Source organism: Prolixibacter sp. DSM 2831 (assembly GCF_056493735.1).
The window spans coordinates 467,436-481,969 of the sequence record NZ_CM151379.1 but is presented as its reverse complement, the minus strand read 5'-3'; the positions used below and the strand labels follow the sequence as shown (position 1 = coordinate 481,969).

Here is a 14,534-nt window from a genome sequence, read left to right as displayed (position 1 = left end):
AGAGGGGCAACCGATTGGTTACCCCTTTTTTCATTTTAGGCAATTTAGCTATTACTGTTACTTCGTTTCTTTCGATTGAAATTCAAACTCCTGCACCTTCTCATCCTTTGGAACTTTGCGGATAATAGTAATCTTCTCCCGTCCGTTACTCAGCTTCTTCCGCTGGTAAGAAATAACATTCTTATCGCCTGAATCGAAAGAATACCGGTCAAAGTGAATTCCGTGCATCATCACTTTCGGTGGCATAGGCGGAAGTTTGGGCATCGGTGGAACCGGTGGAATGTTAATTTCCCCATTCCAAACGATGACATCGCTGTCATTTTTTCCTTTATGCACAAACACCTTCATCGAATCTCCTTCAACAACTTCGACCCGGTATTGAAGCAAGGAATCTCTCAATGCCTTGTCATGGAATACCCGAATGTGAGACTTCGGCATACTTTTCTGCATGATGATTATTTCCTTTCTCAGCGAATCGATTCGGGGTTTCATCATCGATTTCATCGAATCTGCAAAAAATTTCATCTGCACCTTAAATTCCTTTTGCGCCACATCATGCTCCTGCATGAATTTGTCGATCTCCTGTTGGATTTCTTCATCCGTCATTCCGGTGAAAACCGTATCCAGCTTGGCTGCTTTTCCGTTTTCGTCCACCTTGATTGTTACATGACGGGTAACTTCTTTCTTCTGCGGTTGAAACGCCTCCTCCGGCATTGGGGCAGACGCACTAAAAGTAAAAGCAGAAAGAATCAAAATCACGGCTGCTCCGGTTGGCAAAAACATCAATTTCCTTTTCATATCTATGGTTATTAGTGAATGGCACTTGTTGATACATCTTTCACAATCAAAATTACGAACAGACTGACGAATAGCCGGTTAATGCCTTGTGAAAAACAGTTAAGGAAAAGTTAAAGCCAAATTTCGGCTGCAGATATTGACTATCTTTACGTTATGAACAAGAAGCGATTTATCGGTTTGGTTGTATTAATGGGAATCTCCCTGCTGGGAATTGTTGCCGTACAGTATTATTGGTTTCACAGTGCGGCGAAGGTTCGGAATGAGCTTTTCGACCGTTCGGTGAATGAAGCGTTAACCAGTGCCTCGAAGCGGTTGCAAACCATGCAGGATTATCCAATAGTCAACCAATACTTTTTCAACGATTCGCTGCAATGGACTCCCGATCCGCCACCACCTCCTCCGCCGCCGGCTAAATTTCATGTTCAGGGAACAACCAGTTACCGGATAAAGGTTAATCCGAAGATGAACAAAATTGAGAATGAAATTCAGGTGTTTACGTCGAAACGGGATTCGATAATAACCTTGCACAAAACGCATATAAACGACAGCCTGATCCAATTTTTCACGCAAAAAAAAATAGAGAAAAGCATACGGGACAGCAACCTGGCCAGAATTATTGTAAAGGACTCAATGATACTTCGTCCTGAGTTTGAAAAACGAATTGAAGACAAGGCTAAGCAACTTAAAGATCTGGCTAAACAAATGGTTGTTGAAATCAAGGATTGGCATGCAGGCCGCGATCTGGACATGAAACAAATTCATCATGTGCTGAAAGAAGAATTTGAACGAAAGGATATTCCCATCGATTTCCATTTCGCAGTCTTGGCTAATGACAGCGTGATTGGCGGCGATTTGCCTGAAAATGTCATCCCGGAAAATGCGCAAACCTATCAGACGGGATTATTCCCCTACGATGTATTCAGGCAAAACCTGAAACTAAATGTTTTCTTTCCCGATAAGGATTCCTTTGTGGGCCGCAACATGTTTTGGTTACTGGGACTTTCGCTTCTTTTCACAATCATCATCTTGCTGACTTTTACCCTGAGCATCCTGTTCATTCTGCGGCAAAAGAAAGTTTCAGAGATGAAATCGGATTTCATCAACAACATGACGCACGAGTTTAAAACACCCATTGCTACCATTGGGGTTGCAGCCGATTCTATCATGAACGAGAAAGTGATTTCTGACGAAGAGAAGCTACGTTATTTCGCCGGAATGATTAAGAAAGAAAACCGCCGGATGAACTCGCAAGTCGAGAAAATCCTCCAGATTGCCCGGATGGACCGCAATAACGGTAATTATCACTTCGAAGCAGTCAATGCACACGAGCTGATTGAGAAAGCCATCCAGAGTATTTCCCTGCAAATTGAAAAACGCAAAGGGCAGATTGACACCTACCTGGAAGCTTCCAATCCGGTGGTAATGACAGACGCAACGCATTTCACCAATGTGATATACAACCTGCTGGATAACGCGGTTAAGTACTCATCGGAAAAACCGGAGATCATTTTACGAACCTCTTCGGTCAGCAAAGGGATTTCCATTACGGTCGAAGATCACGGCATTGGAATGAACCGCGCTGTTCAGGCAAAAATCTTCGAACGCTTTTACCGGCAACCTACCGGGAATATTCACAATACCAAAGGCTTCGGGCTGGGACTTAGCTACGTAAAAGCCGTTGTCGATGCCAACAAGGGAAACATCACAGTTCACAGTGAAGCCGGCAAAGGCAGCCGCTTCGTCATTTTCATTCCTTATACGCTGGAAAATGGATGAGAAGAAACACATATTTTTCGTTGAAGACGATCTGAGTTTCGGAGCCGTTCTGAAATCCTACCTGGAAATCAACAACTACGATGTGACCTGGGTGGATGATGGCAAGTACGCCGTCGCAAAATTTCACAGCGGCGATTATCAATTGTGCATCCTCGATGTAATGCTACCCAACGTGGATGGTTTTTCCATTGGCCGGGAAATTCGCACCCTTGCTCCGACAGTGCCGATGATTTATCTAACCGCCAAGGCACTCAAAGAGGACATCCTCAACGGATACAAAATCGGGGCCGACGATTACATCACCAAACCATTCGATACGGAAGTGCTGCTCTGTAAAATAGAAGCCATCCTGAAAAGGGGAAATGAACGAACCACCGACCCCGATCAGGCACTATCGATTGGCCAGTACGTTTTCGATCCACATCTGCGAACCATCGACCTCAACGGAGATATTCGCCAGTTATCGCCCAAAGAATCGGCGCTGCTCCATCTACTTTGCGAACATAAAAACCAACTTCTTCCAAGAGAAGTGGCATTGAAAAGGATTTGGGGAGAAGATGGTTACTTTACCACCCGCAGCATGGATGTATTTGTCACGAAATTAAGGAAATACCTGAAAGACGATCCGTCCATCGAAATCAAAAATATTCACGGAAGTGGGTTCATTATTACGGACGAATAGGTATTTCTTTTACTGAAAATACATTAACTTTATCACAGCGTTTTATGCTATTCTATCATTATTAATCATTCGTCAAGTCACGTGTAATTAGTCGGATTTAATATCATAAAACATGGAAAACGTTGAAAATGAAAAAGCTTTAACGGAAGCCATAACTGCCTGCACCAACGAAGATGGTTGGGCAAACTTGGCAGAAATCGGAGGCGTACTGAGAGAGAATGGAGTTAAATACGGCAAATTATCCAAATTCATCTCCCGGTTCCCCGAATTAGTTGAGACCCGTATTGATGAAAGCCGGCAACCTCCTGTGGTTTACGCCCGGCTGATAAATCAGACTTAAAAGAACAAACCCGGCTGTTGTCAGCCGGGTTTGTTCTTTTAAGCCAACAGCCTTTTAGTTAGACTGCGCCCCCTCTGTTTCGCCGTATTCCGAAATAATTCCACCGGTAATTCTCATCAGTGAAACATCCGACTCAATCAGATTGTAAACGGCCTGTAACTGACTCAGTGCTGCATTGGCATATATAAGCTGCACATCACGATAGTTAAATGAATTGATAGCACCATTCCGAAACTTTTCGCCGGCAATCTGCATATTCAGTTGTGCGGCATCAAGCGCTTCATTGGCCACAGTCATCAGCTCGTTGCGAACATTGTAATATTCGTACAAATTGAGCAGCTGATTAACCAAACTATGCTTCAGCGATTCGACATCAATTTGGCCCAAATCCTGGTTGATTTTGGCAATCTGCAATGCCCGGTGACGCACTCCGCCATTGTACAGGTTATAGCTTAGGGTCAAGTTTCCATAGTAACTCCACGAGTTAGACGTGCTTTCTCCCTGCGCATCGTAATTCCTCCGGTTGTGATTACCATCGATTCCGCTGCTAAGCGACAATCTCGGAAAATACCCGGCTTTGGAAAGAGCCACTTCGCGTTCCAGCAATGACTGGTTCAGGAATTGGTTTTTCAGGGTATTGTTATCGCTCAACATCTTTTCTTCCAGATCGCCCAGTTGATAAGCTTTCGTTTCCGGTTCGAACTTGTCCGTCAGGTTCCAGGTTTTCTGCGCTTCCACTCCCATCAGGTAATTCAAATCGCGCAAAGCACTGCGATAGGCCACCTCCTGGCTCATGTAATTGGCTTTGTCGACCAGGTAAGCGTTTTGCGCCTGCAACACGTCGAAGGTCACCGAACTGCCGATTTCCTGTTTTGTTTTCTCGTAATTATACCGGTCTTCCGAAAGCTTCATAACGCTTTTCAGTACATCCAACTGTTTCCGGGCCAACAGTACTCTGTAGTAACCCAAAATAATCGACTGAATGGTCCCTTCAACCACCACTGCGGTATTCCCGGCTGACAGTTGTTCCAAATCACCCAACCGGGCTTTCGAAATATTAACCGTAAATCCGTTAAACAAGACCCAATTGAGCGCAACGCCGCCACTAAGCGTATTCTGCGTATAATCGTCCTGCTCATTATTATTCCGCTGATTGAGGGAATTGGCGCTGAAGCTAATCGTTGGATAGCGTCCCGCAGTTCCCCAGCGATTACGCAACGCGGCAATTTGCTGGTCACCTTTAATCAGGCGGATATCGTAGTTCTTTTCCAGGGCAATCTGAATGGCACCGGTCAGACTCAAAGAATCTTGTGCCTGTGCCGGTAATATCTGCGAAAACAAAAGCAGGAAAAGTAAACCAACTGTGTATTTATGTATGTTCATTTTCATGATGAAACGTCAAACTAATTAATGATTACTCCAATTCGAGGTCACCGACCACTTTATTCACATCCGGTTCTTCATCTTCTCCGTCAATACGTCTCTGACTGTGAACAACGGCAATTTCCACTTCTTCGCGCTCTGGTTTCACTCCATTCCACAAATGATATCGTGCTACGCGCAGGTCATTCAGGATAAGAATCAAAGCCGGGAAGAAAATCAGAATAAAGAATGTTCCGATAGCTACACCATACGCCAGCGAGATCGCCATGGGAATCAGGAACTGTGCCTGGAAGCTCTTTTCCAAAATCAACGGATACAGTCCTACGGTAGTCGTAATGGTCGTCAGCAAAATTGGGCGTAACCTCGATTTACCGGCCTCAATGATGGCTTCCTTCACGGGAAGTTTTTGCAACAACAAATCGTTATACCGAGACAGGAAGACGACCGCATCATTGATGATTACCCCCGACAGGGCCACCATTCCCCACATCGATAACATGGATACCGGTTTGCCGACGATTCCGTGTCCCCAAACTGCACCGAGCAGCGACATCGGGATCATCGCTAATACCAGAAGTGGCTGTTCGAAAGACTTGAAGTGAATCATCAGAATCATGACAATGATGAAAAAAGCGATTCCGTAGTAAAGGAAGATAACCTGCATGGCTTCGCGCCCTTCTCGTTGCTGTCCTTGCGCCACCATTCTAACACCCGGGAATTTCGCTTTCAATTCCGGCAAAATCTCGTTCTCCACCTGATTGAGGATGTCTGTTACCGATGCGTTCCGGTCTACGACATCTGCTTCCACGCGAATTTCGCGCATGCCATTATACCGCTTGATGGCAACCGGTCCACGCTCCATTTTATAAGTTGCCAGCTCATTCAACGGATATTCGCCCTGTGGCGTCATGATCTTCATGTTCTCCAACTGACCAATTTTCTCGCGGTCTTTCCTGGGGAAACGCACCCAAATGCGCAATTCGTCGCGACCTTCCTGCAGGCGCTGTGCCTGACCGCCGTAAAATCCCTGCCGAACCTGGTTGGCGATGGTCATTTCGTTGAGTCCTAACAAATAGGCTTTTGGTTTCAACTTTAACCGAATCTCCTGCTTACCCATAGCATTGTTATCGACAATATCCTTAAGCTGCGGCATATCGCCCAACTTTTCGAACATGAAATCGCGGGCCTGTTCCAATTCGTCAATATTCCTTCCCAATAAGGATAATGAAACCGGTTTCCCGAACATTACCCTTCCTGCGACCGTCATTTTCTCCGCCTCCGGAACTTGTCCTATTTTTTCCCGGACACGGTTGATAATTTCGTATGAACTGATTCCGGTACCCTCCAGGTTTCTTGGGAATACCGATACCTGTCCGGCGTGAGCCCCACTTTCCAGTCCATCGAAGGCCGAGCCAAGATTGACGAAGGTATGATCGATGAAAGTGTGAGCCGTATCAATTTTATTTCCGGTGAGTTTGCTCCACAAGGTCGGTTTGACATCATCAAAAGCGTGGGGATACTCTTTCAGCATGTCATCGTTGACTTCCCAGACGGCTTTCTCAAATTTCTTCAGATAAGCCATCGTCTGTTTTTCACCTGAACCCGGTGTAAACGCTATGTTTATCTCGAAACTATCGAACTCCATTGCCGGGAATATAGTGGTCCGGATTTTTCCTGAGCCCAATAATCCGATGGTAATCAGGAACAGCGCAACAGGCACTCCTAACATCAGGTACCGATAATGCAGAATCCATTTCAGAGCTCGTTGATAAACCCGATCACGAAGCCAGCGAATGGCATTCTCCAGGTACTTTTTCAATCCCCGACTCTCGTTGGTTATCGCTCGCGGATTAAGGACCCTTGGATTGGAAAGGTGCGCAGGAAGTACGAAAAAAGCTTCCAAAAGAGAGAATAAAAGACTCAGAATAACAACGATAGCCATTTCGCGCATTCGCTCCATCTGGTTTCTCAGGAAGAGAAGCGGCATAAAGGCAACGATGGTTGTTGTCACCGATGTAACAACAGCCGGCATTACCTCCATTGTACCGTCGACCGCTGATCGCATGGGAGACTTCCCCCGCTCGAAGTGCTGATAGATATTTTCCCCAATCACAATTCCATCATCCACCAAAATACCAATCACCAGGATCATCCCGAAAAGGGAAATCATGTTCATGGTGACGCCAATCTGGTTGGCTACGATAAACATGGCCAGGAACGATGAAGGAATTCCCCAGGCAACCCAAAGTGACAAGCGGAAGTTAAGGAAAAGGGCCAGTGAGATAATGACCATGATCAATCCAGTCATTCCGTTGTAAAGCAACAGGTCCAGACGGCTTCTCAACAAATCGAGGAACGAAAACTCCACCGACATTTCCACCCCGTTGTTCCGGGCATTGAAACTTTTTGCGTAGTCCTCGCAATACTGGGTAATCTCTTCCAGGTCTTCCGAGTTCAGCTTACTGACCCGAAGTGAAACAACCGGCTTTCCTTTTTTCAGAGACTTCTGCGGAACATCGGCAAACTGTTTTTTCACTGTTGCCACATCGCGGATGCGGATGTAACCTCCATCCGGCGTTCCCCGCAAAATGATGTTTCCAATTTTATCGGGATCGGCACTTCGCGACCGCAACCGGATCAAAATATCTTCATCTTCTGACCGAATTTGTCCTCCTGATATATCCCGGTTGTTCGCCGAAATCGCCTGCATAATCTGGTCGAAAGTGATACCGTAGCGAACCAGGTTATCCTCGTCAACCTCTACCGAAATTTCAGGAGATGGATACCCCGACAGGGACACCTGACTGATAATTCCGGAATTCAGAAAATCTTCCTCGACCCTTTGTCCGTATTCTTTCAGGGTCATCAAATCGACATCTCCTGAAAGGGACATAAAAAGGGCCATACTGGTCGTCCGTTGTTTATACACAATCGGACGTTCGGCCGCCGTTGGAAAAGATGAGATACCATCGACGGCGTTTTTCACTTCCATCAATGTTTCATCGATATCGTATTCGCCTGTCGTTTCAATACGTACACTGGTCATGTTCTCCGACGAGGTGGAAGTGGTTTCTTTAATACCAACAATTCCACGAATAGCTTCCTCAATCCGGGTAGTCACCCCCTCTTCCATCTCCAGCGGTGACGCTCCGGGATAAAACACCGTGACATAGATGTAACGGGACTTTACTTCGGGAAAGAAAGACTTCTTCATGGTCATGATGCTGATACCACCGGCCAGAAGAAGTGATGCTATGATTAGGTTGGCATAAAACGGAAACTTGACAAATTGTGATACAAGTTTTTTCATGTGCTTACAAATTAATTAGGCTCACATGAAACGCGCCGTCGCAAGCGGTTAGCTCTATTGAAATAATTGCTTTGGCTCGTTTCAATGAATAACAGGTTCAGCTTTGGTGTTTACCTGATAATCTCTACCTCGGTTTTTTCCTTCGCATTAATTAATGGTTCCACCACGAGTTCAGTTCCCGGTTCCAAACCGTTGAACACAATTGTCTCCTCGTTGTACTTAATCAGGTTGATAGGTTCCTTTTTTAACCGCCCGTCCACTACCGTGAAAACGATATTGGAATTGAAAACGGCACTTCGCTGAATCTCCATGGCATCGGGAATTTCCTGTCCTTTGAATTCCACATCCAGGTATTCGCCCGAAAGAACGTCGCGTGCATTATCCGGATCGACCTTCACGAAGATGCTCCTCGACTGTGTGCTCGAGGCTACAAAATCCGCTTTGCGAACCACGTGTCCCTGCCAGTTTTTGTTGCGGCTTGCTGAGTGAATAATGGCCGGAGAGCCTACCTTAATCCACTCGCTCTGTCGGTTTTCCACCGGCACTTCAACCTCCAGATTGTTGGTACTAATCATTTTTGCCAGTTGCGTACCCATATTCACAAAGGCGCCCACTTCAAAATTCACTTGGGTAAATGTTCCGTCAAACGGAGCATACAGCGTGTAACGCTTCAGCGCCATCTCATCTTTTTTAATGGAATAGTAGTCACTCAGAATATTACGGCTGGCCAGGAAAACTTTTAACTGCTCATTATTCCCAATAGCCACGGTAGGCAGATCGGGCAAGTCGCGGTCCAGGCGAACGGATGAGAAAAACTGCTGGAATTGATCATAAAAATCAGGATAGTCAATTTTAATATCCGGAAGCATATTGGCCAGGCTGTTCAGGAATTGAGATTTTCTCGAACGCAGTGCCATCTCGGCCTCATCTTTATAGATATTCAATAATTTCTGCCCTTTGCTAAAACGGGCTCCTTTCTTCAAGGCTACTTCGCCCGGTTCAATCCGTCCCGAAGCTTCGGCAACCAGCATCACTTCCTTCGTTGCCAGTACACGTCCCGGTGCTTTCACTGAAGCAGCAACCGTATGGTAGGCAACCGGTTTGGCCTTCACAAATCTTTTCACAACTTCTTCGGCTTTTCTCGGGGGTTCAGGTTTCATTCCCACCAGAACCTGCATCATCACAAACGAAAATCCCAGAAGTACAATCAGGCCAACGCTGACAATTATTATTCTTCTCTTCGACATGGTTAATTTGATTATGAGGAATTTAAATCAGTTATAATCGTTAGTTTCTATTCTTACAGAAAAACAAGCAATCCTTCCGGAGGCTACGTATCAGTATAACCTGAGCTGTTTCAGTTACAGGCTATAACAAAAAAATACACCGAACTCCGGACCGGTATTCGGATTCACAGAAAAACAACTAGTCAGAGAAGGAGCTTTTAGCGACTGGTATAAAACGGAAAAGCAAGCCGACGACTCCAACTTCTTCATCAACAACCGCAACCGAATAACACTCCCTACCAGGGAGTCTGCAGGATGCGAAAGTAAAAGGGAGACAAATTACTACAATTTAGTCTGGTTATTTCAATTGCAAATGTAGTGTTTTATACCCCTAATAACTGTTGTTCATTGCCAAAAAAACAAACACCCTACCCACTTCATGTGTTGATAGAGAGAGGAGGCTTGCTTTTTTATTCCCTGCTTGGACACAAAAAAGACGCATTGGTTTAAAACTGTTGCAGAAATGTTATTTTTGTCGGGCATTGATTTGGATGACCTTAAAGCAATTGCATGAAGACCCTTGAATTTGATTTTGTTATTATTGGCAGCGGACTGGCCGGATTAATTTCCGCTTATCATGCTGCTAACCATGGAACTGTTGCTTTAATTTCCAAATCAGAGCTGGATGTGAGCAATTCATATCACGCTCAGGGAGGAATTGCTGTAGCCATTGACGAAGACGACCGCCCCGAGAACCATTTTCAGGATACGCTGACTGCCGGCAGAGGCCTTTGCGATCACGACGCTGTGGACATATTGGTGAGAGAAGGCCAGCAGTGCATTCAAGAGATCATTTCCTGTGGAATGGAGTTCGACCACGATAACAGCGGCGAATTATTTTTGGGTCTGGAAGGAGGTCACACGCACCGGAGGATTTTGCACGCCGGTGGCGATGCTACCGGAAAAATGATGACCAGCTTCATGCTGAAAAAAGTCCTCGAGAAGAAAAACATTTCCACTTTCGAATATACGGCAGCTGTTCGCATTTTGGTCGACGAAAATCGTTGCCACGGAGTACAGACACTACAGTTTATCAGTGGCGAGAATATTCTCTTTAAAGGGAAAGCTACAGTATTGGCTACAGGCGGATTGTCCCGCCTCTACACCCGCTCAACCAACCCACATACAGCCACCGGAGACGGAATCGCTTTGGCATGGCGTGCCGGAGTAAAAGTGGCCGATATGGAATTCATCCAGTTTCATCCGTCTGCACTTTCCCTTCCGGGAGAAGACGCCTTCCTGGTAAGTGAAGCGGTTCGTGGCGAAGGTGCCCGATTACTCGATGTGACTGGTGAACGGTTTATGGAAGGAATTCATCCGTTGGCAGAGCTGGCACCGCGCGATGTCGTGGCAGCGGCCATCTTCCGGCAGATGAAAAAAACAGGTTCCTCCTATGTTTATTTGAGCCTCAAACACCTCAATGCTGAATACATCCGCAACCGGTTCCACTCCATCGATGCCCATCTCACCAAATTGGGAATCGATATGACCCGGGATTTAATTCCGGTAGCACCGGCTGCTCATTATATGGTTGGCGGCATTCGCACCGATTTATGGGGACAAACCAGTCTGCCTGGGTTATATGCATGTGGCGAGGTTGCTTCAACGGGTGTGATGGGGGCAAATCGGTTGGCAAGCAACTCTCTTCTCGAATGTCTCGTCTATGGAAAGAGAGCCATCGAAAAAGCACGAAGAAATTTGCAGGAAATCAAAACAACAGAAGAGTCGGCCCCCATTTTACTGAACAAGGATACAGACCAGGAATTCCTTTCGGTAAAAAATGAGCTGGCTGATTTAATGAATTCGCACGTAGGCATTTTGCGTAGCTACGAAGGCCTGAAGTCAGCTCTTGAAGAGGTCAACAAATTATCATCGAGGTACGATAGACCGTCGAATGACTACAATCACCATAAGATTAAGAATCTGACAGACATCTGCCGGTTAATCATTCAATCGGCAATCCTGAGAAAAGAGAGCAGAGGTGGTCACATCCGTGAAGATCATCCGGAAGAAGTAGCAGAGCAGGCAAAACACATCATTCAGCAATTAGGAAAAGATATTCAATACGAACCTGTAAGAATAAAAAAGTGAAATGAGTATACTGAATTTTGACGTCATCGATCCCATCATCGACTATGCGCTGAAAGAGGATATCGGTAACGGCGATATTACCACAAACGCAGTGATTCCGGGAGAAATGCAGACGACCGCTACCATGACTGCCAAAGCTAGTGGTGTGGTTGCCGGGCTTCCTGTCGCTGAAAGAGTATTCCGTAAACTGAATCCGGATATTGAATGGACTACTTATATTGAGGATGGCAGTTTTGTGAAGAAAGGCGATGTACTCGTTCAGATTAAAGGTTCTTTTCGTGCCCTGTTGACCGGAGAAAGGCTGGCTCTTAACTTCCTGCAACGGATGAGCGGAATTGCTACCGAAACATCCAGGTATGTGAAAGCCGTGAAAGGATACAAGACCGAAATTCTCGATACCCGAAAAACAGTTCCCGGACTCAGGTTACTGGACAAGTACGCTGTAAAAATGGGTGGCGGAACCAATCACCGAATCGGCTTATACGACATGGTGATGATTAAAGACAATCATATCAAGGTAGCCGGAGGTATTACCGAAGCAGTTGAAGCCATCAGGCCAACCATTTCAAACCATATTAAAATAGAGGTCGAAACCACCAATCTCGAAGAAGTGGAAGAAGCCATTGCCGCCGGTGCCGATATCATCATGCTGGACAACATGGACAATGAAACCATGAAGCGCGCCGTTGAACGGATTGATGGCCGGGGCAAAGTGGAAGCTTCTGGTAACATGACACTGGAACGGCTGAAAGGAGTTGCCGCTACCGGAGTCGATTTTATTTCCATCGGAGCCCTGACCCACAGTGTAACCGCACTGGATATTAGTATGAATATCGATGTAAATCAAAAATAAAGCTCCTGTTGAATCTGGTAATCGACATAGGAAATAGTCTCACCAAACTGGCCGTGTTTGATCAGGACAGGTTGGTTGAAACTGTTCAACTGGAAGAGTTCGACCGGGAAGTGATTTCTCAACTGAAGACCAGGTACTCACAGTTGGACAAAGCTATCCTTTCGTCGGTAACCCAATATGATTCAGCGCTACTTCAACTCCTGCAAACGGAGTTCTCTTATTTTTTGGAACTTTCAGCGGCAACGCCTGTCCCTATCAAGAACAATTACCGGTCAAAAGCAACACTCGGTCTCGACCGTTTGGCTGCAGCCGTTGGTGCGGCCGGCCTTTTCCCCGGCAAGAACCTGCTCATCATCGACGCGGGAACGGCCATTACCTACGATGTAGTCGACAAGGAAAAAGGCTTCCTGGGCGGAAATATCTCACCGGGCCTGCGAACCCGGTTCCGTTCGTTACACCATTTCACCGGGCGCCTTCCGTTACTCTCGCCGACAGACCAATGGCCCGATATCGGCACAACAACCGAAGAAGCCATTCACAGTGGGGTTCAAACCGGCATTATTTCGGAAGTGGAAAGCGTGATTAACAAGGTGAAATCCAGCTGGCCGGATTTAAGAATAATTATGACCGGGGGCGATGCTGAATTCTTTGATAAAAAGTTAAAAAGTTCCATCTTTGTAAAATTTGAAATTACCCTGCTGGGGTTGAACCGAATCCTCGAATATAATGTCAAAAACGATTAGAATAGTAGCTACGGTTGTTGTTGTATTTGTAACCTCTGTTGCCGCAATGGCACAACAAAATAATGACACCAGCTCTCCGTATTCAAGGTACGGATTGGGAAAACTGCGTGATTACGGGCAGGGACGCTCCTCTGCCATGGGCGGGATTGGAATTGGAACACGTTTTTCCGATCAGATTAATACGGCCAACCCGGCTTCGTACACCGCCATTGATAGTATGACCTTCCTAATGGACTTTGGACTTAGTTCGCGCCATACTGAATTCAAATCGGCAACCAGTAAAAACGGTGATAACAATACCAACTTAAGCAACATTGCCATCTCATTTCCGATTACGCACTGGTGGGCGACCGTATTGGGCATTATGCCATTTTCCGACAAAGGTTACCAGGTAAATCTCACTTCCGAGGTTGAAGGCAATCAGATTGCGACGGATTTCAACGGCAAAGGAACCCTTACTAAAGTATTCTGGGGAAATGGTTTTAATCTCGCTCCAAATTTTTCGTTAGGCTTTAACGCATGGTACCTGTTTGGAACCTTAAGCGACAATATTTACCGAAATTACCTTACGGACCCGAATATGTACGATTACTCTGAAGTTAAAAGCCTGATGATTCACGACTATGGTTTCAATCTCGGAGTACAATATCATTTCAAAACCAAGAGCAATAACCAATGGGTAGTGGGAGGTACTTTTGAGCCTTCTCAGAAATACCAGTCAAAATATACGCTTCACCAGGAAAAAGCCCTTTTCCGCGGAACATCCAATCAAATCACCGATACACTTACCCATATCGAGGATCGTTCACAACTTACGAAATTACCCGTAACATATGGAGCCGGAGTTTCTTATGTTATCAAGAATAAAATCACGCTGGGTGCCGATTATTATCACCAGTCGTGGTCACAAGCCACTGTATTCGGGCAAACACCTGCCTACTTAACCGACAGGAATCGATATTCAGCCGGTGTTGAATGGAACCCGAACCAGTATTCTATCAGAAGTTACTGGAATCGAGCCTACTATCGCATGGGAATGTTTTACGAGAATTCCTATCTTTACCTCAACGGGACACAGATTAACAGTTATGGCATGACCTTTGGTGTAGGTTTACCACTGAGCCGTTCCCGGTCTACCCTGAACCTTTCAGCTGAATTCGGAAGATTAGGAACGACGAGCAATAACTTGTTGAAAGAAGACTATGCGAAACTGACTTTGCATTTCTTGCTTAACGAACGGTGGTTTATTAAACGTAAATTCGATTAACAATT

General features: G+C 45.7%; 11 protein-coding genes. 7 read left to right on the top strand and 4 right to left on the bottom strand.

Going from position 1 to position 14,534, the window contains the following annotated elements; genetic code table 11:
- Positions 1 to 57: 57 nt before the first annotated feature.
- Positions 58 to 798, bottom strand: coding sequence for a hypothetical protein (locus tag AC060N_RS01965; protein WP_463235591.1), 741 nt, complete (start codon positions 796 to 798; stop codon positions 58 to 60).
- 153 nt (positions 799 to 951) lie between these two features.
- On the opposite strand from AC060N_RS01965, the gene AC060N_RS01960 reads away from it, so the two are divergent.
- The 3 genes from AC060N_RS01960 to AC060N_RS01950 all read left to right on the top strand — a co-directional run bounded on the left by AC060N_RS01960 (position 952) and on the right by AC060N_RS01950 (position 3,596).
- Positions 952 to 2,574, top strand: a complete 1,623-nt coding sequence (locus tag AC060N_RS01960; RefSeq protein ID WP_479525654.1) for a sensor histidine kinase — start codon at positions 952 to 954, stop codon at positions 2,572 to 2,574.
- Complete coding sequence (locus AC060N_RS01955; protein WP_479525653.1) at positions 2,567 to 3,256, top strand: response regulator transcription factor; 690 nt, start codon at positions 2,567 to 2,569, stop codon at positions 3,254 to 3,256. The genes AC060N_RS01960 and AC060N_RS01955 overlap by 8 nt, the downstream gene beginning before the upstream one ends.
- Before the next feature lie 112 nt (positions 3,257 to 3,368).
- A complete protein-coding gene (locus AC060N_RS01950; protein WP_106541355.1) occupies positions 3,369 to 3,596 on the top strand; it encodes an OST-HTH/LOTUS domain-containing protein in 228 nt (75 codons plus the stop codon).
- A 54-nt stretch (positions 3,597 to 3,650) separates the two neighbouring features.
- Here the strand turns inward: AC060N_RS01950 and AC060N_RS01945 are convergent, their stop codons facing one another.
- The 3 genes from AC060N_RS01945 to AC060N_RS01935 all read right to left on the bottom strand — a co-directional run bounded on the left by AC060N_RS01945 (position 3,651) and on the right by AC060N_RS01935 (position 9,536).
- Positions 3,651 to 4,985 (bottom strand): TolC family protein, encoded by a 1,335-nt coding sequence (locus tag AC060N_RS01945; protein ID WP_479525652.1) that lies wholly within the window; start codon positions 4,983 to 4,985, stop codon positions 3,651 to 3,653.
- Between the two features lie 25 nt (positions 4,986 to 5,010).
- The gene (locus tag AC060N_RS01940) at positions 5,011 to 8,289 is read right to left on the bottom strand and encodes an efflux RND transporter permease subunit (RefSeq protein WP_479525651.1); all 3,279 of its coding nucleotides are present in this window, start codon (positions 8,287 to 8,289) and stop codon (positions 5,011 to 5,013) included.
- Positions 8,290 to 8,399: 110 nt separating this feature from the next.
- Complete coding sequence (locus tag AC060N_RS01935) at positions 8,400 to 9,536, bottom strand: efflux RND transporter periplasmic adaptor subunit (protein WP_479525650.1); 1,137 nt, start codon at positions 9,534 to 9,536, stop codon at positions 8,400 to 8,402.
- Between the two features lie 549 nt (positions 9,537 to 10,085).
- On the opposite strand from AC060N_RS01935, the gene nadB reads away from it, so the two are divergent.
- From nadB to bamG, 4 genes are read left to right on the top strand one after another with little or no spacing between them, the layout of a single operon-like run.
- Positions 10,086 to 11,666: an L-aspartate oxidase gene (gene nadB, locus AC060N_RS01930; RefSeq protein ID WP_479525649.1), complete on the top strand. Its 1,581-nt coding sequence runs from the start codon at positions 10,086 to 10,088 to the stop codon at positions 11,664 to 11,666.
- 1 nt (position 11,667) lies between these two features.
- The gene (gene nadC, locus AC060N_RS01925; protein WP_479525648.1) at positions 11,668 to 12,519 is read left to right on the top strand and encodes a carboxylating nicotinate-nucleotide diphosphorylase; all 852 of its coding nucleotides are present in this window, start codon (positions 11,668 to 11,670) and stop codon (positions 12,517 to 12,519) included.
- A gap of 8 nt (positions 12,520 to 12,527) precedes the next feature.
- Entirely contained in the window at positions 12,528 to 13,262 is a 735-nt protein-coding gene (locus AC060N_RS01920; RefSeq protein ID WP_479525647.1) for a type III pantothenate kinase, read from the top strand.
- Positions 13,246 to 14,529: a BamG family beta-barrel-assembly machinery protein gene (bamG, locus tag AC060N_RS01915; protein WP_479525646.1), complete on the top strand. Its 1,284-nt coding sequence runs from the start codon at positions 13,246 to 13,248 to the stop codon at positions 14,527 to 14,529. Before AC060N_RS01920 ends, bamG begins: the two co-directional genes overlap by 17 nt.
- The last annotated feature ends 5 nt before the right edge of the window (positions 14,530 to 14,534 follow it).

What these genes read in the sequence shown, in the direction of transcription:
- AC060N_RS01965 (WP_463235591.1), bottom strand. Translation starts at nt 798, where the DNA reads ATGAAAAGGAAATTGATGTTTTTGCCAACCGGAGCAGCCGTGATTTTG.
- AC060N_RS01960 (WP_479525654.1), top strand. Translation starts at nt 952, where the DNA reads ATGAACAAGAAGCGATTTATCGGTTTGGTTGTATTAATGGGAATCTCC.
- AC060N_RS01955 (WP_479525653.1), top strand. Translation starts at nt 2,567, where the DNA reads ATGGATGAGAAGAAACACATATTTTTCGTTGAAGACGATCTGAGTTTC.
- AC060N_RS01950 (WP_106541355.1), top strand. Translation starts at nt 3,369, where the DNA reads ATGGAAAACGTTGAAAATGAAAAAGCTTTAACGGAAGCCATAACTGCC.
- AC060N_RS01945 (WP_479525652.1), bottom strand. Translation starts at nt 4,985, where the DNA reads ATGAAAATGAACATACATAAATACACAGTTGGTTTACTTTTCCTGCTT.
- AC060N_RS01940 (WP_479525651.1), bottom strand. Translation starts at nt 8,289, where the DNA reads ATGAAAAAACTTGTATCACAATTTGTCAAGTTTCCGTTTTATGCCAAC.
- AC060N_RS01935 (WP_479525650.1), bottom strand. Translation starts at nt 9,536, where the DNA reads ATGTCGAAGAGAAGAATAATAATTGTCAGCGTTGGCCTGATTGTACTT.
- nadB (WP_479525649.1), top strand. Translation starts at nt 10,086, where the DNA reads ATGAAGACCCTTGAATTTGATTTTGTTATTATTGGCAGCGGACTGGCC.
- nadC (WP_479525648.1), top strand. Translation starts at nt 11,668, where the DNA reads ATGAGTATACTGAATTTTGACGTCATCGATCCCATCATCGACTATGCG.
- bamG (WP_479525646.1), top strand. Translation starts at nt 13,246, where the DNA reads ATGTCAAAAACGATTAGAATAGTAGCTACGGTTGTTGTTGTATTTGTA.